The sequence below is a fragment of the Streptomyces sp. NRRL WC-3742 genome (assembly GCF_000720635.1).
In the GTDB taxonomy this organism is placed as follows: Bacteria; Actinomycetota; Actinomycetes; order Streptomycetales; family Streptomycetaceae; genus Kitasatospora.
The window spans coordinates 1-18,051 of the sequence record NZ_JOCF01000057.1; the positions used below are offsets into that span (position 1 = coordinate 1).

At 72.5% G+C, this 18,051-nt stretch carries 14 protein-coding genes and 1 pseudogene; 10 read left to right on the forward strand and 5 right to left on the reverse strand.

From position 1 onward, the window contains the following. Together IH61_RS0127935 and IH61_RS0127940 are read right to left on the reverse strand one after the other, a co-directional pair. Nucleotides 1–470 (reverse strand): annotated as a pseudogene (locus IH61_RS0127935) (hypothetical protein); the annotation flags it as partial. 114 nt (nucleotides 471–584) lie between these two features. Then, nucleotides 585–1,742 (reverse strand): LacI family DNA-binding transcriptional regulator, encoded by a 1,158-nt coding sequence (locus IH61_RS0127940; protein WP_051838156.1) that lies wholly within the window; start codon nucleotides 1,740–1,742, stop codon nucleotides 585–587. A gap of 338 nt (nucleotides 1,743–2,080) precedes the next feature. On the opposite strand from IH61_RS0127940, the gene hisC reads away from it, so the two are divergent. Further along, nucleotides 2,081–3,166, forward strand: a complete 1,086-nt coding sequence (hisC, locus tag IH61_RS0127945) for a histidinol-phosphate transaminase (RefSeq protein ID WP_031074740.1) — start codon at nucleotides 2,081–2,083, stop codon at nucleotides 3,164–3,166. A gap of 56 nt (nucleotides 3,167–3,222) precedes the next feature. Here the strand turns inward: hisC and IH61_RS0127950 are convergent, their stop codons facing one another. Further along, the gene (locus tag IH61_RS0127950) at nucleotides 3,223–3,957 is read right to left on the reverse strand and encodes a MarR family transcriptional regulator (RefSeq protein ID WP_031074741.1); all 735 of its coding nucleotides are present in this window, start codon (nucleotides 3,955–3,957) and stop codon (nucleotides 3,223–3,225) included. Between the two features lie 250 nt (nucleotides 3,958–4,207). Here IH61_RS0127950 and IH61_RS0127955 point away from each other — a divergent pair, with 250 nt between their 5' ends. Then, on the forward strand, nucleotides 4,208–4,876 hold the full coding sequence (locus IH61_RS0127955; protein WP_031074743.1) for a DUF4097 family beta strand repeat-containing protein: 669 nt from the start codon (nucleotides 4,208–4,210) through the stop codon (nucleotides 4,874–4,876). 82 nt (nucleotides 4,877–4,958) lie between these two features. On the opposite strand, the gene IH61_RS0127960 is transcribed toward IH61_RS0127955, so the two are convergent. After that, complete coding sequence (locus IH61_RS0127960; RefSeq protein ID WP_234327365.1) at nucleotides 4,959–5,375, reverse strand: MarR family winged helix-turn-helix transcriptional regulator; 417 nt, start codon at nucleotides 5,373–5,375, stop codon at nucleotides 4,959–4,961. Nucleotides 5,376–5,681: 306 nt separating this feature from the next. Between IH61_RS0127960 and IH61_RS0127965 the strand changes: the two genes are divergently transcribed. After that, complete coding sequence (locus IH61_RS0127965; protein ID WP_031074747.1) at nucleotides 5,682–6,398, forward strand: alpha/beta fold hydrolase; 717 nt, start codon at nucleotides 5,682–5,684, stop codon at nucleotides 6,396–6,398. Here the strand turns inward: IH61_RS0127965 and IH61_RS0127970 are convergent. Then, on the reverse strand, nucleotides 6,391–7,263 hold the full coding sequence (locus tag IH61_RS0127970; protein ID WP_031074749.1) for a phosphotransferase family protein: 873 nt from the start codon (nucleotides 7,261–7,263) through the stop codon (nucleotides 6,391–6,393). The genes IH61_RS0127965 and IH61_RS0127970 overlap by 8 nt on opposite strands. Before the next feature lie 150 nt (nucleotides 7,264–7,413). On the opposite strand from IH61_RS0127970, the gene IH61_RS0127975 reads away from it, so the two are divergent. From IH61_RS0127975 to cydD, 7 genes are all read left to right on the forward strand, one after another. Then, nucleotides 7,414–7,890, forward strand: a complete 477-nt coding sequence (locus IH61_RS0127975) for a carboxymuconolactone decarboxylase family protein (RefSeq protein WP_031074764.1) — start codon at nucleotides 7,414–7,416, stop codon at nucleotides 7,888–7,890. 268 nt (nucleotides 7,891–8,158) lie between these two features. Continuing rightward, on the forward strand, nucleotides 8,159–8,911 hold the full coding sequence (locus IH61_RS0127980; RefSeq protein WP_031074772.1) for a response regulator transcription factor: 753 nt from the start codon (nucleotides 8,159–8,161) through the stop codon (nucleotides 8,909–8,911). Nucleotides 8,912–8,923: 12 nt separating this feature from the next. Beyond that, nucleotides 8,924–10,459, forward strand: a complete 1,536-nt coding sequence (locus IH61_RS0127985) for a sensor histidine kinase (RefSeq protein ID WP_031074773.1) — start codon at nucleotides 8,924–8,926, stop codon at nucleotides 10,457–10,459. A gap of 191 nt (nucleotides 10,460–10,650) precedes the next feature. Continuing rightward, entirely contained in the window at nucleotides 10,651–11,613 is a 963-nt protein-coding gene (locus IH61_RS41505) for a hypothetical protein (RefSeq protein ID WP_037973453.1), read from the forward strand. A 339-nt stretch (nucleotides 11,614–11,952) separates the two neighbouring features. Further along, the gene (locus IH61_RS0127995) at nucleotides 11,953–13,497 is read left to right on the forward strand and encodes a cytochrome ubiquinol oxidase subunit I (protein ID WP_031074775.1); all 1,545 of its coding nucleotides are present in this window, start codon (nucleotides 11,953–11,955) and stop codon (nucleotides 13,495–13,497) included. Nucleotides 13,498–13,530: 33 nt separating this feature from the next. Continuing rightward, nucleotides 13,531–14,556 (forward strand): cytochrome d ubiquinol oxidase subunit II, encoded by a 1,026-nt coding sequence (cydB, locus tag IH61_RS0128000; protein WP_031074776.1) that lies wholly within the window; start codon nucleotides 13,531–13,533, stop codon nucleotides 14,554–14,556. Between the two features lie 4 nt (nucleotides 14,557–14,560). Further along, nucleotides 14,561–18,046 (forward strand): thiol reductant ABC exporter subunit CydD, encoded by a 3,486-nt coding sequence (cydD, locus tag IH61_RS0128005; protein ID WP_031074778.1) that lies wholly within the window; start codon nucleotides 14,561–14,563, stop codon nucleotides 18,044–18,046. Nucleotides 18,047–18,051 lie beyond the last annotated feature (5 nt).

Below are 18,051 nucleotides of genomic sequence, written 5' to 3' on the forward strand. Positions count from 1 at the left end.
ATGGTGGGCGGGTCGTCGCGGCCGGGGAGGTCGGCGGGGAGCTGGTGGGCGGGGGAGGGCTGGTCGGGCAGGGTCTGCTCGTAGCCGGCCTCGTAGCCCTGCTGGTGGCCGTCGTAGTTCTGGGGGTCGTCGTAGCCCCGCGCGTCGTGGTGGTTCTGGTGGTTCTGGTGGTTCTGGTGGCCGTCGTGGCCCGTGTGGCCCGCGTGGTTCTCCTGGGAGAAGTCCACGGCGTGGGACTGGGCGTGGACGGTGTGTCCGTGGCCGTCGCCGGCCCAGTGCTGTTCGAGGTACCGCGCGCCGCCGTAGCCGCTGTAGGTCTCGGCGTCGTACACGTCGTAGGTGGAGCCGGGGTGGCCCGGTGCGGGTTCCGGCTCGTAGTAGGTGCCGTACGGCAGCACGTCGAGGTCCGGCTGGTGGCGGGGGCCTGACTCGGGGTGTTCAGGCCCGGGGAAGCGGTCCTCGGGTGTCATTCGCCCATCATAGGAAGACCACTCTCCCGGCGTCGTCACCTGGTGGGTATCCAATCCTCCGGAGCGTCAGCCGGGCCGTCCCGCAAGGTCCGTTTTGTCCCGACTCGTTATGGTCTAGACCTCGCCCGGGGGCCGGGGAGGACTGACGGTGGTGCGCGGGCTCCGGCGCTGGGAGGACGCGCGGACGATCAGCTCGGTCGGCATCAGGGTGCCCGGCGGCGGGCCGGTCCCGGCGGTGCGGAACCGGGGCGGGAAGAGGCGGGCGATGTCCACGCCGGTGCCCGAGTCCACGCCCTCGATGGCGTCGATGAGCAGGTTGACCACGGTGGTGCCGATCCGGCGCGGCTTGAGCGAGAGCGTGGTGATGGGCGGCTCGGTGGTGGCGTACACGTCGCTCTCGCTGCAGCAGACCAGCAGCAGGTCGTCCGGCACCCGCAGCCCGTAGCGGCGGGCGGCGGCGAGCAGGTCGGTGCCGTTGGGGTCGAACAGTCCGTAGACGGCGTCGGGGCGGTCCGGGCGGGCGAGCAGCCGGTCGGCGGCGACGGCGCCGGCGGCCGGGTCGTGGGCCGGGTACGCCTCGTACACCGGTTCCTGGCCCACCTTGGCGCACCAGCCCAGGTACGCCTCGGTGGAGAGGCGGGTGTAGGTGTCGGTACTGGTTCCGGTGAGCAGGCCGATGCGGCGGGCGCCGGCCTCGGAGAGGTGGTCGAGGATGCCGAGCACGGCGGCCTCGTGGTCGTTGTCGACCCAGGCGGTGACCGGGCAGTTGCCCGGCTTGCCGTCGCTGACCACCGGCACGCCGGAGCGGTACAGCTCGCTGACCAGGGGGTCCTGGTCGGGCGGGTCGATCACGACCGTGCCGTCCAGGGCGATGTTGCCCCAGACGTCGTGGCGGGAGGAGGCGGGCAGCACCACGAGCGCGTAGCCGCGGCCGAGGGCCGCGCTGGTGGCGGCTCTGGCCATCTCGGCGAAGTACGCGAACTCGGTGAAGGTGAACGGCTCTTCGCCGTAGGTGGTGACGGTCAGCCCGATCAGACCGGACCGCCCGGTGCGTAGGGTACGGGCGGCCGCCGAAGGGCGGTAGCCGAGGCGCTCGGCGACCTCGCGCACCCGGCTGCGGGTCTCGTCGGGCAGGCGGCCCTTTCCGTTCAGCGCGTCGGAGACGGTGGTGATCGACACTCCGGCGGCTGCTGCCACATCCCGGATGCCGGCCCGCTCCAGACGCCGTGAGGTGGTGGGACGCCGACCGCTCTGGTTGGCTGCTGCTGTCATGGCGGACCGATCGTATGGCTCCTGACAAGGGTCTGTGACCGGCGCATCGGGAGCGTGTGGAGATACGTTTCTCCAAGAGTGAGCCGGGGTGCGCTCCTTCGATCCCCGCCTGAAACCGGGGCTCTTACCTCTGACATGTGCCGAAGGAAGCGGGCAGAATGGCTGATCTGCACCTGTAACCCGTCCGGGCATCTCACTCCTACGGGTGAGGGCGGTCGGTATCGTGCAGGGCACCCGACCGGGGTGGTCCGGGCGCGTCCCGAGATCCCGGGGACACGGCGGCGATCCCGACCGTGCGAGGGCGGGCGGACCGGCAGAGAACACGAAGGAGTACGACCGTGAGCAGTGGTACACCGGCGCAGGGCCCGCGCCTGCGTCCGAGCCTGGACGGCATCCCCACCTACAAGCCCGGCAAGCCCGGCGGTGCCGACGCCTACAAGCTGTCCTCGAACGAGAACCCGAACAACCCGCTGCCCGGCGTCCTCGAGGCGGCGGTCGCGGCGGCCGGTTCGTTCAACCGCTACCCGGACATGGGCGTCAGCGAGCTGACCGCCGTCCTCGCCGAGCGCTTCGACGTGCCCGTCGAGAACATCGCCCTCGGCACCGGCTCCGTCGGCGTCGCCCAGTCGCTCATCCTCGCGACGGCCGGTCCCGGCGACGAAGTCGTCTTCGCCTGGCGCTCGTTCGAGGCGTACCCGATCATCACCCAGGTCGCCGGGGCCACGCCCGTCCCGGTCCCGATCACCGAGAGCGGCGACCACGACCTCGACGCGATGCTCGCGGCGATCACCCCGAACACGCGGCTGGTCTTCGTCTGCAACCCGAACAACCCCACCGGCAACGTGGTCCACCGCGCCGAGCTGGAGCGGTTCATCGACGCCGTGCCGAGCGACGTCCTGGTCGTCGTCGACGAGGCGTACATCGAGTTCATCCGCGACCCCGAGGTGCCGAACGGCATCGACCTGTACCGCACGCGCCCCAACGTCTGCGTGCTGCGCACCTTCTCCAAGGCGTACGGCCTCGCGGGCCTGCGGGTCGGCTTCGCCATCGCGCACGAGCCGGTGGCGAACGCGCTGCGCAAGACCGCCGTTCCGTTCGGTGTCAGCCAGCTCGCCCAGGACGCCGCCGTCGCCTCGCTGCGGGCCGAGGACGCGTTGCAGGTGCGGGTGGAGGCGCTGGTCGAGGAGCGCGCCCGCGTCGTCGCCGGGCTGCGCGCCCAGGGCTGGGAGGTCCCGGACTCGCAGGCCAACTTCGTCTGGCTCGGGCTCGGCGGGCACTCGGCGGAGTTCGCGGCGCGCTGCGCCGAGGCCGGGGTGATCGTGCGGCCGTTCCCGGAGGGCGTGCGGGTGTCGATCGGCGAGGCCGAGGGCAACTCGATCTTCCTGGCGGTGGCGGAGGCGTTCCGCAAGGAGATCAGCGGCTGAGGTCGCCTGTTCGAAGGAGCCGGCCCCGGGAGTGTTCCCCGGGGCCGGCTCCTTCGTCATTCGGCGGGCTGCTCGGGCCTGGTGTGGAGGATCGCGCGGGCCTGGTCGGCGGCGCGGGTGATGCTCTCGGAGACGTAGTCGAGGAAGCGGGCCACGTTCTCCATGCGGACGGCGGCCGCGGTGCCGGGGCCGAGCACGCCGACGCCCTGGCGGGCCGTCTCGGCGAGGTGGGCGGTGCCCTTGGCGCTGTCGATCATCGACTGGTACCAGACGTCGTCGTCGACGACGTAGCGCTCGCGGCGGCCCTCGCCGCGCTCCCGGCGCACGAGGGTCTGGGCCTCCAGGTAGGCGATCGCCTTGGAGACCGTCGCCGGGCTGACCTGGAGGCGCTGGACGAGGTCGGCGGCGGTGAGGCCGCCCTCGTCGCCGGTGAGGAGCAGGGCGAGCACCCGGGCCGTCATCCTCGGCATGCCGGAGTGCACGAGGACGGTGGTGAGCGTCTCCTCGTAGGCGAGCACGGCCTCCGGGTCGCGGCCGTGGACGGTCCGGCGGGGGGCCTCGGCGGTCCTGCGGGCGGCGGCGGGGGACTTGCCGCGGTGGGCGCGTCGTTCGGCGGCGCGGTGGGCGAGGTCGGCGCGGTAGGAGGTGGGGCCGCCGTTGCGCATCACCTCGCGGGTGACGGTCGAGGTCGGGCGCTCCAGGCGCCGGGCGATCTCGGCGTAGGCGAGGCCGTCGGCCAGTCCCAGCGCGATCTGCCGGCGTTCCTGCTGGGTGAGTCTGCCTCCGGGCATCGCGGGCTCCGCTCGTGGGTGGTTCGGGTGGGGGAAGGGTAGCGTTCAGTTCTCTCCCATTGCAACGACGGAGTGGGTTGACGTTGCATTAGATTTACGGCCGGTGCAACGATTTCGCGGGTCTGACCTGTGCTTATTGGGCTTCCTGGCCATTGATCTGTTGCCTGATTCTCGAACGCAACGTAGCTTTTCCATCGTTGGAAACACCGGACGGGCAGGGGGCCCGCCGGGGATCGAGAGGGAGCACACCATGCAGAAGTTCGACACCACCGCCCCGGTCACCGCCGTCGTCGACGTCCCGGCCGGCCGCATCAGCTTCATCGCCGCCGACCGGGCGGAGACCACGGTCGAGGTCCGGCCGGCGGACGCCTCGAAGGGGCGTGACGTGAAGGCGGCGGAGGAGACCCGGGTCGTCCTCGAGGGCGGCGTCCTGCGGGTCGACGTTCCGGAGCAGAAGAAGATCCTGGGCCCGACCGGGGTCGTCGAGGTCACCGTCCAGCTGCCGGCGGGGTCGCGGGTCGACGGGAAGGTCGCGGCCGGTGAGCTGCGCGGCGTCGGGCGCCTCGGGGACGTCCGCTTCGAGGGCGCGCAGGCGGTCGTGAAGCTCGACGAGGCCGCGAGCGTGCGGCTCGAGCTGCAGCTGGGGGACGTCTCGATCGGTCGGCTGACCGGCGACGCGGAGATCGGCACCCAGAAGGGCGACCTGCAGATCTCGGAGGCCGTGCGGGGCACCGTGGTCCTGCGCACCGAGCACGGCGGGATCTCGATCGTTGCGGCCCGGGGCACCTCGGCGACGCTGGACGCCGGCACCTCGTACGGGCGGGTGCACAACAGCCTGACCAACGCGGCCGGTCCGGAGGCCGAGCTGAACATCCGCGCCACCACGTCGTACGGCGACATCACCGCGCGCAGCCTGTGAGGCATCGCCGGGTGCCGACGAGGCCCTCGCCCGTTCTCCGGGCGAGGGCCTTCGGGTTCTGCACCGGCGGCGAGAAGGGAGGCTACGCGCCGCGCGTCAACTGGCCGCGGTTCCTGAGGCGTTGGAGCGAGTGGGTGAACGGGCTCGCGAGATCGCCGAGGGGTTCGAAGAACCTGTGGTCGGTCTCCTCCACCACGCGGACGGTGCGGTTGGCGACCTCGCGTCCCGCGGTCGTCACCTGCAGCGCGCGGGCGCGCTTGTCGGTGGGGTGGGGGAGGCGTTCGACGTAGCCGGCGGCCTCCAGCGCCCTCAGAACCTGGGAGGTCATCATCGGGTCGGTGGCCGCGTGGTCGGCCAACTGCTTCTGGGTGATGGGGACTTCGGTGCCGAGCCAGGTGAGGGCGGCCAGCAGGACGAACTGTACGTGGGTGAGTCCGTACGGCTTGAGGGCCGCGCGCTGGGCGGCCTGCCAACGGTTGGTGATCTGCCAGAGAAGCAATCCGGGGCTCTCCTCGGCATCGTCGGAGGATGAGGCCAATTCCCGTTCGCTCATAGGCTGAACAGTCCTTCCTGTGGTGCGGTCGCGGTCGTCACCGCCCCGCCGTTCATCGCTGCTCCGATGAGGGTGAAGTCTCCCTCGCTGAGCTCGATCAGACCACGACACAGCTGATATCCCCAGTGCGCCCCGGCGGTCGGATCGAGGTGCCTCCGAAGGGGCTTTTCGTCGGGACGGAACCGCGGGCGCAGGCCCGTCCATAGACTGGCAGCGTCAGGGAGAATCCGACCCTCCGGGAGCGTTCGTTCCATGGCCACGTACGTACTGATCCACGCCGCAGCTGTCGACTCCTGGTACTGGGGCCCGCTCGCCGCCGAACTCCGCGCCCGGGGCCACGAGGTGGTCGCGCCCGACCTCCCCTGCGAGGACGAGTCCGCCGGGTTCGCCGAGTACGCGGACGCGGTCGTCGAGGCGATCGGCGACCGTACCCGACTCGTCGTCGTCGGCCACTCCTTCGGCGGGTTCACCGCCCCGCTGGTCTGCGACCGCCTCCCCGTGGACCTCCTGGTGATGCTCCAGGCCCAGGTGCCGGCCCCCGGCGAGTCGGCGGGCGAGTGGTGGGCCAACACCGGCTACGGCCCGGCTCGGCAGGAGGCCGACCGGGCACGGGGCGTCGGGGAGGGGGAGGAGGAGGACGTCCTCACTCTCGTCCTCAACGACACCCCGGCCGAACTCGCGGCCGAGTTCCTCGCCGAGCACCAGCGCGTGCAGTCGGCGGCCCCGTTCGCGAAGCCGTGGCCGTCGGCGGCCTGGCCGAAGGTGCCGACCCGGGCGCTGCTCTCCTCCGGGGACCGGTTCTTCCCGACCCCGTTCATGCGACGGGTCGTCGTCGAGCGGCTCGGCTTCGAGCCCGACGAGATGCCGGGCGACCACTGCCCGATGCTCGGACACCCGAAGGAGCTGGCGGAGCGGCTGGAGGGGTACCGGGAAGCGCTTTCGCCCGTACGGAAACCGCAGGTCAGCTGACCGCCGTCCAGTGCCAGGGCCTCGGGCCCGACTCGCCGCGCAGGCAGGCGAGGCGGTGGTGGGCCTCGGTGCGGTGGCGGGTCGGGTCGGCGGCGGCGAGTTGCAGTGCGTAGCAGGTGAGGCGCAGTTCGCGCAGGTCCCGTAGGACGGGGTAGCCGGACCAGGTGGTGACGTCGGCGCCGTACGCCTCGCAGAAGGCGGTGTACTCCTGGGCGGTGGCGGTGTCGAAGACCCCCTGCTCGACGGCGACGGCGGTGAGGTCCCATTCGGGCGGGCCGAGCGAGGTGCGCTCGAAGTCGAGCAGGTAGGTGGTGGACGCGGTCACCGCGACGTTGCCTCCCCAGGCGTCGCCGTGGACGACCCCGGCGGGCAGTCCGGGCGGGAGGTCGGCCCAGGCGGCGCGCAGGGCGGCGAGGCGTTCGTGCAGCCAGGCCCGGTCCGAGGAACGAACAGTTGACGCACCGTCAATGCGCGCGGGAAGTCGCACGAATGGATCGAGGTTACCCAACTCGAACGACGGGACGGGTAGTTGGTGCAGTCGCCGCAGAAATGGTGCCAGATCGACGGCCGTCCCGTGCGCGTGCGGCGGCAGTTCGTGCCAGAAGGTGACCGGCCGCCCGTCGATGTCCAGCGGCTGCGCAACGCTCTCCAGTGGCCGCACGGCCGGAACGCCGCACTCGAACAGCCAACGGGTGACGGAGAGTTCGCGCGACGCTGCCGCCGTCTGGCCGGTACGCCCGATGCGGGCGACGATGCCGCCGGGCAGTCGCCACAGCGCGTTCTCGCCCTCGCGGATCAGCGAGGCCCCCTCGGCGGGGAGTCCGGCCAGGGCGCAGGCCGCGAGCAGGGGGGTGGTGCCGGCCATGGAAAGTCCTCCCCTCGCGCCCTGTTCCGCAGCGTAGTCGCGCGGCGGTGGGGCGACGGTGGCGCAGGTCACACCCGGCGGATGTCACAGTCGGCGGGGGTGTTCGGTCAGAGAGGGTGACAGCGCACCACCGCGACAGGGGAGCACACCATGGAAGCCCGTCTCGACCAGTTCGGCAGCCCGATCATGGGCAAGGTCGCCAAGCACTTCATCGCGGCGAGCCGCCAGATCGCGGAGTCGGAGCTGCTGCCGGCCGCGACCCGGGAGCTGGTGATGATGCGCGCCAGCCAGATCAACGGCTGCGGCTTCTGCGTCGACATGCACTTCAAGGACGCCGTGCACGGGGGCGAGGAGGCGACCAGGCTCAACCTCGTCCAGGTCTGGCGCGAGGCGACGGTGTTCACCGACGCCGAGCGGGCCGCGCTGGAGCTCGCCGAGCAGGGCACCCGGCTCGCGGACGGCGCCCCCGGTGTCACCGACGAGGTCTGGGCGAACGCCGCGAAGCACTACGACGAGGAGCAGCTGGGGGCGCTGGTCGCTCTGATCGCGCTGATCAACGCCTTCAACCGCGGCAACGTCATGCTCCGCCAGCCCGCCGGCGCGTACCGGCCGGGGATGTTCGCCTGAGCGGTGCGGGGCAGCGCGGGGCGTTGAAGCGAGGCGGCCGGGGTACGGGGGTCCCCGGCCGCCGCCGTGCGTACGGAGGCTCCTGTACGCACACCATCGAGCCCCTCACCTGGGGGCTTGTCGCCTCAAAACCGACCGATAAGGTGTTAATCCAACATTCATCCATGTCGCATAGCCTCCGGGGGCTAGCCTCATGCTGAACGTCACCGTCCGATCGGGAGGCGAAAGCCCCGTGCAAGGCACTGTCACCACACCTGGCGGCTCCGCCATGACCGCGGGCCAGGGCGAGGCGTTCCTCCTCGTCGTCGACGACGAGCCGAACATCCGCGAGCTGCTCGCCGCCTCGCTGCGCTTCTCCGGCTTCCGCGTGGCCTCCGCCGCCAGCGGCACCGAGGCGCTCGACCTGATCGCCGCCGAGCGGCCCGACCTCGTCGTCCTCGACGTCATGCTGCCCGACCTCGACGGCTTCACCGTCGTCGAGCAGCTGCGCGAGCGCACCAGCCGCGGCCAGATCGCCGCGCCCTCCCACGGGCACCCCGGCGACCACCTCCCGGTGCTCTTCCTCACCGCGAAGGACGGCGTGGGCGACAAGGTGCAGGGCCTCGCGGCCGGCGCCGACGACTACGTCACCAAGCCGTTCAGCCTGGAGGAGCTGATCGCCCGGATCAGGGCCATCCTGCGCCGGGCCGGCGGCCCCGCCGAGGACGGCCGGCTCGTCGTCGCCGACCTCGCCCTCGACCCCGTCGCGCACGAGGTCACCCGCGCCGGCACGCCCGTGGCGCTCTCCCCGACCGAGTTCAAGCTGCTGCACTACCTGATGGCCAACGTCGGCCGGGTGGTGTCCAAGGCGCAGATCCTCGACCACGTCTGGGCCTACGACTTCGGTGGCGACCTCTCCATCGTCGAGTCGTACATCTCCTACCTGCGCCGCAAGCTCGACTCCGGCCCCGCGCACGGCCCCAAGCTGATCCACACCGTGCGCGGCATCGGCTACGCGCTGCGCCGCCCCGCCCAGGGCTGACCGGGCCCGCGCGTGCTCGCCCGTCTCACCTCCCGGCTCTCGCTGCGCGTGCGGCTGCTGGTGCTCGCACTCGTGCTGGTCACCACCGGGCTGGTGGTCAGCGACACCGTGGTGCTCGGCACCGTCCGGGCTCAGCTGGTCGAGCAGCTCGACGAACAGCTCCAGCGGTACGGGCCGCTGCTCTCCCACCGCGCGCCGACCGTGCCGGCCACGACGCTGCCCGGGCGGCCGGCCGTCTCCGGGAAGCGGATCAGCCTGCCCAGCCAGTACCTGGTGCAGTACCTGTCCCCGGACGGCAAGGTGCAGGGAACGATGCGCCAGCCCGTCTCGGACACCGAGCCGGCGCCCCAACTGGCCGGGCTCGACCCCACCCGGACCGCCCCCGACGCGCCCTTCGACCTGCCCGACCAGCGCGGCCACCACAGCTGGCGGGTGCTGGTGCTGCCGCTTCAGGCCCCCCGCCAGCAGCCCCAGCCCCAGGCCCAGCAGCAGGCCCCCGCGACCGGCGCCTTCACCGCGCCCGCCACCGTCCCGGCGTACGTGATGGTCGCCGTCTCCCGGGAGGACGTGGACGCCACCATCGGCAGCCTGCGCACCTCCTTCCTCGCCATCGGCGGCGCGGTGCTGCTCCTGATCACCGCGCTCGGCTTCTTCGCCCTGCGGGCCGGGCTGCGGCCGCTGCGCCGGATCGAGGCGGGCGCGGCGCGGATCGCCTCCGGGGAGCTGTCGCACCGGATGCCGGAGCTCTCCCGCGGCACCGAGGTCGGGCGGATGTCGGTGGCGCTGAACGGGATGCTCGACCAGATCGAGGCCGCCTTCGCCGCCCGGGCCGAGTCCGAGGCGCGGATGCGGGGGTTCGTCGCCGACGCCTCGCACGAGCTGCGCACCCCGCTGGCGGGCATCCGGGGCTTCACCGAGCTGTACCGGATGGGCGCGCTGCCCACCGAGGAGGACGTCCGCCGGACGATGACCAGGATCGAGAGCGAGTCCGTCCGCATGGGCGCCCTGGTCGAGGACCTGCTGGTGCTCGCCCGGCTCGACGAGGAGCGCCCGCTCGACCTCGCCCCGATGGACCTGCGCACCCTCGCCGCCGACGCCCTGCACGACCTCACCGCGCTCGACCCGAGCCGTCCCGTCGCGCTCACCGGCCCGGCCGGTACCGGGGTGCCCGCCGCGGCGCCCGTCCTCGGGGACGAGGCGCGGCTGCGGCAGGTGGTGACCAACCTGGTCGGCAACGCCGTCAAGCACACCCCGCCCGGCACCCCGGTGCGCATCGGCGTGGGCTCCGGGGTGGGCGGCGTCTGCCTGCTGGAGGTCGCGGACGCGGGCCCGGGCCTCACCGAGGACCAGGCGCGCCGCGTCTTCGACCGCTTCTACCGCGTCGACGCCTCCCGCAGCCGCGACAACGGCGGCGGCGCGGGCCTGGGCCTCGCCATCGCCACGGCCCTCACCCGCGCCCACGGCGGAACGCTCAGCCTCGACACGACCCCGGGAGCGGGCGCGACATTCCGGGTTGAACTGCCCATCAACGGCGACCGTCTTTCCTGAGCCCTTTGTCGACTCATCAATTCACTTACGGTCCCGGGGAAACCGAATGGAGCGGAAAGGCCCGCTCCGTTTAGGATCCGTTCCTGCCCGGAGGCCGAGAGAGGCCCCGGGCGACGAACTCGGCGTTCCGCACTCGGAATCCCGAACCTGGTTTCCCATTGGGCATCCCATTCGCCCCGAAAGTGGTCAGATTGAACCTCCGCCGCACCGTGGTCTCGGCCGCGCTCGTCGCTGCCGTCATATCGCCCGCCGCCCTGTTCTCCGCGGCACCCGCCTTCGCGGACTCGGCGCCGACCCGGATCACCGCCGACGCGCTCGCCGCACTGGAGAAGGCCCAGAACGACGCGTTCAAGGCCCTCGGCGACGCGAACGGGGCCCTGGCCGGGGCCAAGGCCAACTACGAGACCGTCAAGAACGACCCGAACCAGTTCGAGCGCATGTGGGTGCTGCGGGTCAAGGACACGGCCGAGAAGGCGGCCGCGGCGTCGGCGGCCGCGGACAAGGAGGCCGAGGCGGCCTCGCTGGCCTTCGCCACCGCCAAGCCGGAGGAGCTGGACAGGGCCAGGGAGCGGATGCAGGCGGCGGACAAGGCGGCCAACGAGGCCCACGCCGCCGAGACCAAGGCCAAGGCCGCGGTCACCGCCGCCGAGAAGGCCCTGGACGACGTCATGGCCGGCTGGACCGGCAGGATCGCCAAGCTGGAGGAGGCCCAGAAGGCGGCGGCCAAGGCGAGCCAGGACGCCAACAAGGCGTACGCGGACGCGAAGGCGGCCTACTACGCTCAGCAGGAAGCCGAGCAGAACGGGAAGCCGGCCGACACCAAGCCGGTCGAGAAGCCGACCGACAGCAAGCCCGCCGACAGCAAGCCCGTCGAGCAGCCCGCCGAGAAGCCGGCGGCCGTGACCCCGGCCGTCGACGGTACCGCGCCGGACGCCTCGACCGCTTCGGCCGGCTCGGCCGCCGCGTCGACGGCCTCGAAGCCGTCGGTCGTCAGCGCCTCGGCCGCCGTCGCCACGACGGACTCGAAGGCGGAGCTGGCCGAGACGGGTGCCGGCCCCGCCTCGTACCTGGCGCTGGGCTCGGGCCTGGCGCTGAGCCTGGGTGCCGCCGCGCTCTACGTCTCGCGCCGCCAGCAGGGCCGCACCACCGTCTGATCGGCCGTTCCGGCCGGTAGCACGAAGCCCCGCTCGTGGTCGCGAGCGGGGCTTCGTGCTGTCAAGCGCCGGTCCGGACAAGTCGCCGGACGCCGTCGCCCGCCCCGCGCGTTGTCCGGGCCGCCGGCCGCCGCGCACACTGTGCGCACCGTCACGTACCGAAACTCCGCGTCAACCCCACCCTGCCTGCGGTTCCTCCGTAAGGATGATGGATACTGGCCCTTGTGAACGTGTTCACGTTCACAAGCGGACAAGCTTGCGTGGTTCGGCGACGGTCCATGGCTATAGATGAGGTTTGTCCTGAAACGCCCCACTGGGGCCGGTTGGAGAGAGGGCGACGTGGAACTGGCAATCGCTCACGAAACGGTCGCACGTTGGCAATTCGGCATCACGACCGTCTACCACTTCCTCTTCGTCCCGCTCACGATCAGCCTGGCCGCCGTCGTGGCCGGACTGGAGACCGCCTGGGTGCGGACGGGCAAGGAGAAGTACTTCCACGCCACCAAGTTCTGGGGAAAGCTCTTCCTCATCAACATCGCGATGGGCGTGGTCACCGGCATCGTGCAGGAGTTCCAGTTCGGCATGAACTGGTCCGACTACTCACGGTTCGTCGGTGACGTCTTCGGGGCCCCGCTCGCGATGGAGGCGCTGATCGCCTTCTTCTTCGAGTCCACCTTCATCGGCCTGTGGATCTTCGGCTGGGACAAGCTGCCGAAGAGGATCCACTGCGCCTGCATCTGGATGGTCGCCCTGGGCACCGTGCTCTCGGCCTACTTCATCCTCGCCGCCAACTCCTGGATGCAGCACCCCGTCGGCTACGCGATCGACCCGGTCAGCGGCAAGGCGCAGCTCACCGACATCGCCAAGGTGCTGTTCCAGAACACCACCCTCGTCGTCGTCTTCCACACCCTGACCGCCGCCTTCCTCACCGGCGCCGCGTTCATGGTGGGCATCTCCTCCTTCCACCTGTGGAAGGCCAAGCGCAGGCCCGAGGGCGCCGACCCGCAGAAGACCGCCGTGATGCGCACCTCGCTGCGCCTGGGCCTGGTGCTCGCCGTCGTCTTCGGCGCCGGTACGGCGCTCAGCGGCGACACCCTCGGCAAGGTCATGTTCGAGCAGCAGCCGATGAAGATGGCCGCCGCCGAGGCGCTCTGGGACACCCGGTCGCCCGCGCCGTTCTCGATCTTCGCGGTCGGCGACGTCAGCAAGGGCCACAACTCGGTGGAGCTGGAGATCCCCGGGATACTGTCCTTCCTCGCCCACAACGACTTCTCCTCCTCCGTCCCCGGGATCAACGACACCGCCGCCGCCGAGGCCGCGCAGCACGGCGGCTCCCCGAAGGACTACATCCCGAGCGTCTTCGTGACGTACTGGGGCTTCCGGTTCATGATCGGCTTCGGGATGACCTCCTTCCTGGCCGGTCTGGTGGGCCTGTGGACCACCCGGCGCAAGCTCTTCCTGAAGCCGGAGTTCCGCACCGGCGACACCGAGGTGCCCCGGCTGATGCTCACCCCCTCGCGGGAGCTGGGCCCGGTGCTCACCAAGTGGAGCTGGCGGATCGGCATCCTCACCATGGGCTTCCCGCTGATCGCCAACAGCTCCGGCTGGATCTTCACCGAGATGGGCCGTCAGCCCTGGGCCGTCTTCGGTCTGATGACCACGGCCGGCGCCGTCTCCCCCAACGTGAGCGTCGGCACCCAGATCGGCGCCCTGGTCACCTTCACCACGCTGTACGCGATCCTCGCCGTCATCGAGGTGCGGCTGCTGGTCAAGTACGCCAAGGCCGGGCCGGTGGTCACCGAGAAGCCCCCGGCCAAGGACCCGACCCTGCGCGGGCCCTCCTCGGACGAGGACGCCGACAAGCCCCTCGCCTTCGCGTACTGACGCCACTGGTTCACGGAAAGGAGACCAAGGGTCATGCAACTCCACGACGTCTGGTTCGTGCTGATCGCGGTCCTGTGGATCGGCTACTTCTTCCTGGAGGGCTTCGACTTCGGGATCGGCATCCTCTCCAAGCCGCTCGCCCGCGACACCGCCGAACGCCGGGTGCTGATCAACACCATCGGCCCGGTCTGGGACGGCAACGAGGTCTGGCTGCTGACGGCCGGCGGCGCCACCTTCGCCGCCTTCCCCGACTGGTACGCGACGCTGTTCAGCGGCTTCTACATCCCGCTGCTGGTCATCCTGGTCTGCCTGATCGTGCGCGGCGTGGCCTTCGAGTACCGGGCCAAGCGCGACGGCGCCCGCTGGCAGCGCAACTGGGAGGAGGCCATCTTCTGGACCTCGCTGCTCCCGGCCTTCCTGTGGGGCGTGGCCTTCGCCAACATCGTGCGCGGCGTGGACATCGACGCGCGGAAGAACTTCGTCGGCTCGTTCTGGGACCTGCTCAACCCGTACGCCCTGCTCGGCGGCCTGGTGACGCTCACCCTGTTCACCTTCCACGGCGCATTGTTCGCCGCGCTCAAGACGGTCGGCGAGATCCGCGACCGGGCCCGCACCGCCGCGCTGGGCGTGGGCCTGGCCACGGCCGCGCTCGCGCTGGCCTTCCTGACCTGGACGCAGGTGGACAGCGGCAACGGCCGCAGCCTGGCCGCCTCGATCGTGGCGGTCGTGGCCCTGCTCGGCGCCCTGGCGGCCAACCAACTGCGGCGCGAGGGCTGGGCGTTCGTCCTGTCCGGGGTGACCGTCGTGGCCGCCGTCGCGATGCTGTTCCTGTCGCTCTTCCCGAACGTGATGCCCTCCAGCCTGAACGACGCCTGGAGCCTGACCGTCTCCAACGCGGCCTCGGCGCCGTACACGCTCAAGCTGATGACGATCGTCGCGGCCGTGTTCACCCCGCTGGTCCTGCTCTACCAGGGCTGGACGTACTGGGTGTTCCGCAAGCGGATCGGCGTCCAGCACATCCCCGGCAGTCACCAGCCGGCCGCCGTCACCGAGGGCTGAGGCCGTGAAGCCCGTCGACCCCCGACTCCTCGGGTACGCCCGCACCACCCGCGCCTTCCTCGCCGGCAGCGTGCTGCTCGGCGCGGCGGGCGCGGCCCTGGTCGTCGCCCAGGCGAGCCTGATCGCCGAGATCGTCGTCCGCGCCTTCCAACGTGGCGACGGCGTCGGCGAGTTGACCGGGCCGCTGGTGCTGCTCGCCCTCACCGCCCTCGGGCGGGGGCTGGTCGGCTGGCTCACCGAACTCACCGCGCACCGGTCCGTCGCCCGGGTGAAGTCCACCCTGCGGCGCCGGCTGCTCGACCACGCCACCGCGCTCGGCCCGTCCTACCTGGCGGGCCGGCGCACCGGCGAACTCACCACCCTCGCCACCCGGGGCGTCGACGCCCTCGACGACTACTTCGCCCGCTACCTCCCGCAGTTGGCGCTGGCCGTCGTCGTCCCCGTGGTGGTGCTGCTGCGCATCGTCGGCGCCGACTTCACCTCGGCCGCCGTCATCGCCGGGACGCTCCCGCTGATCCCGCTGTTCATGGCGCTCATCGGCATGGCCACCCAGGCCCGGATGGACCGGCAGTGGGAGACGCTGGCCCGGCTCTCGCACCACTTCCTCGACGTGGTCGCCGGGCTGCCCACCCTCAAGGTGTTCAACCGGGCCCGCGCCCAGGCTTCCACCATCGCCAGGATCACCGCCGACTACCGTCGCGCGACCCTGCGCACCCTGCGGATCGCCTTCATCTCCTCCTTCGCGCTGGAGCTGCTCTCCACCCTGTCCGTCGCCCTGGTCGCCGTCACCATCGGCTTCCGGCTCGTCGACGGCACGCTGGACCTGGAGACCGGGCTCGTGGTGCTGATCCTCGCCCCCGAGGTCTACTTCCCGATCCGGCAGGTCGGCGCGCTCTACCACTCCAGCGTCGAGGGGCTGACCGCCGCCGACGAGATCTTCCAGGTGCTGGAGACCCCGCTGCCGGCGGCCGGGACGGTGCCGGCGCCCGCGCTGGGCGGGGCCGTCATCGCGGTGCGGGGGGTCGCCGTACGGCACCCGGGGCGCGCCGAGCCCGCGCTGGACGGGGTGTCGCTGACGCTGCGCCCGGGCGGGACGACGGCGCTCACCGGGCCGAGCGGCGCCGGGAAGTCCACGCTGCTGGCCGTCCTGCTCGGGCTCACCAGGCCGGACACCGGTGCCGTACGGGTCACCGCGGCGGACGGGCGCACCTACGACCTCGCCGAGCTGGAACCGGAGAGCTGGCGGCGGCAGATCGCCTGGGTGCCGCAGCACCCGCACCTGTTCGCCGGGACCATCGCCGACAACCTGCGGCTGCAGCGGCCGGAGGCCGACGACGCGGAGCTGTGGACGGCCCTGCGCGCCGCGCACGCGCTCGACTTCGTCACCGACCTGGACGCGGAGCTGGGGGAGGACGGCGCCGGGCTCTCCGCCGGGCAGCGCCAGCGCCTGGCCCTCGCCCGGGTGCTGCTCGCCGACGACCGGCCGCTGGTGCTGCTCGACGAGCCCACCGCCAACCTGGACGGCGCCTCGGAGGCGGCCGTGGTCGAGGCCGTACGGGCGCTCGCCGAGGACCCCGCGCGCACGGTGCTGGTGGTCGCGCACCGGCCGGCGCTGCTGGCGGTGGCGGAGGAGCGGGTGCGGCTGGAGGGTCCACCGCCCGTCCCGGCCGCTCCGCCGGCTCCGCTCGCGCACAGCGGGCGGCCCACCGCCGCGCCGGCCGTCACGGACGAATCAGAGGAGGCGGCGCCCGCCGCGCCCCGGCTGGCGCTGTCCGTCCTGCTCGGCGCGCTCGCCCTCGGCTGCGCCGTCGCCCTGATGGCCACCTCCGGCTACCTGATCTCCCGGGCCTCCCAGATGCCGCCCGTGCTCTACCTGATGATGGCCGTCACCTCGGTGCGGGCCTTCGGCATCGGCCGCAGCGTCCTCCGCTACGCCGAGCGGCTCGTCTCCCACGACGCCGTGCTCCGAACCCTCGGCACCCTGCGCGCCGCCGTTTACCGGCGTCTGACCGCGCTCGCCCCGGCAGGGCTGCCCGCCTTCCGGCGCGGGGACCTGCTCTCCCGGCTCGTCGCCGACGTCGACGCGATCCAGGACCGCTACCTGCGCTGGCGGCTGCCCGCCGCCGTCGCCGCCGTGGTGGCGCTGGCCTCGGCCGTGGCGATGGGGGCCTTCCTGCCCGCCGCCGGGGTGGTGCTCGGCCTCGGGCTGCTGCTCGCGGGCGTGCTGGTGCCCGCGCTGGCCGCCCGCTGGTCGGCCGGCGCCGAGCGGCGTCAGGCCCCCGCCCGGGGGCGGCTGGCCGCCGGCGTGGTCGACGTGTTCAGCGGCACCGCCGAGCTCACCGTGGCGGGCGCCCTGCCCCGGCGGCTCGCCGCCGTCCGCAGCGCCGACGCCGCGCTGACCCGGCTCGCGGCCCGCTCGGCCGCCACCACGGCGCTGGGCACCGGGCTGATCGCGCTGCTCACCGGGCTCACCGTCGCCGCCGCGGCCGCCGTCGGCGTCCAGGGCGTACGGGACGGGGCGCTCGCGCCGGTCTGCCTCGCCGTGGTGGTGCTGACCCCGCTGGCCGCCTTCGAGGCCGTCACCGGGATGCCGCTCGCCGTCCAGGCCCGCCAGCGCGCCCGGGCGGCGCAGGCCCGGCTGGACGAGGTGCTCCTCGCCCCGGCGCCCGTCGTGGAGCCCGTCGCGCCCGTCGCCCTGCCCGAGCAGCCGCTGCCCGTCGCCGTGCGCGGCCTGACCGTGCGCCACCCCGGGCAGGAGCGGGACGCGCTCGCCGGGCTGGACCTCGACCTCGCGTCCGGCCGGCGGATCGCCGTGGTCGGCCCGTCCGGCTCGGGCAAGACCACCCTTGCCCAGGCGCTGCTGCGCTTCCTGGAGCCCGGCGAGGGGACGGTGACCTTCGCCGACGGCTGTCCACAGGCTGTGGACAGCCGCGCGCTCTCCGGGGAGGACGTGCGCCGGGTGATCGGCCTCTGCGCACAGGACGCCCACGTCTTCGACAGCTCGCTTCGGGAGAACCTGCGCCTCGCCCGCCCCGACGCCCGCGAGGAGGAACTGCGCGCCGCCCTCGCCGCCGCCCGGCTGCTGGACTGGACGGACACCCTGCCGGACGGCCTGGACACCATGGTCGGCGAGCACGGCGCCCGGCTCTCCGGCGGGCAGCGCCAGCGGCTCGCCCTGGCCCGGGCGCTGCTCGCCGACTTCCCCGTCCTCGTCCTCGACGAGCCCGCCGAGCACCTCGACCTGCCCACCGCCGACGCCCTCACCGCCGACCTGCTGGCCGCCACCGAGGGCCGCACCACCGTGCTGATCACCCACCGGCTGGCCGGACTGGACGACGCCACCGTGGACGAGGTGCTGGTGCTGGACGGCGGGCGGGTCGCCGAGCGGGGCGGCTGGTCGGAGCTGCTCGCGGACCCGGACGGGCGGCTGCACGCGATGTGGCGGCGGGAGCGGGAGGCCGACGGCCTGGTCGCGCCTGCCTTTAGCTGAAAACC

Excerpts from the sequence above, each read along its gene's own strand:
- IH61_RS0127940 (WP_051838156.1), bottom strand. The coding sequence starts at position 1,742 with ATGACAGCAGCAGCCAACCAGAGCGGTCGGCGTCCCACCACCTCACGG.
- IH61_RS0127950 (WP_031074741.1), bottom strand. The coding sequence starts at position 3,957 with ATGCCCGGAGGCAGACTCACCCAGCAGGAACGCCGGCAGATCGCGCTG.
- IH61_RS0127955 (WP_031074743.1), top strand. The coding sequence starts at position 4,208 with ATGCAGAAGTTCGACACCACCGCCCCGGTCACCGCCGTCGTCGACGTC.
- IH61_RS0127965 (WP_031074747.1), top strand. The coding sequence starts at position 5,682 with ATGGCCACGTACGTACTGATCCACGCCGCAGCTGTCGACTCCTGGTAC.
- IH61_RS0127970 (WP_031074749.1), bottom strand. The coding sequence starts at position 7,263 with ATGGCCGGCACCACCCCCCTGCTCGCGGCCTGCGCCCTGGCCGGACTC.
- IH61_RS0127975 (WP_031074764.1), top strand. The coding sequence starts at position 7,414 with ATGGAAGCCCGTCTCGACCAGTTCGGCAGCCCGATCATGGGCAAGGTC.
- IH61_RS0127980 (WP_031074772.1), top strand. The coding sequence starts at position 8,159 with ATGACCGCGGGCCAGGGCGAGGCGTTCCTCCTCGTCGTCGACGACGAG.
- cydB (WP_031074776.1), top strand. The coding sequence starts at position 13,531 with ATGCAACTCCACGACGTCTGGTTCGTGCTGATCGCGGTCCTGTGGATC.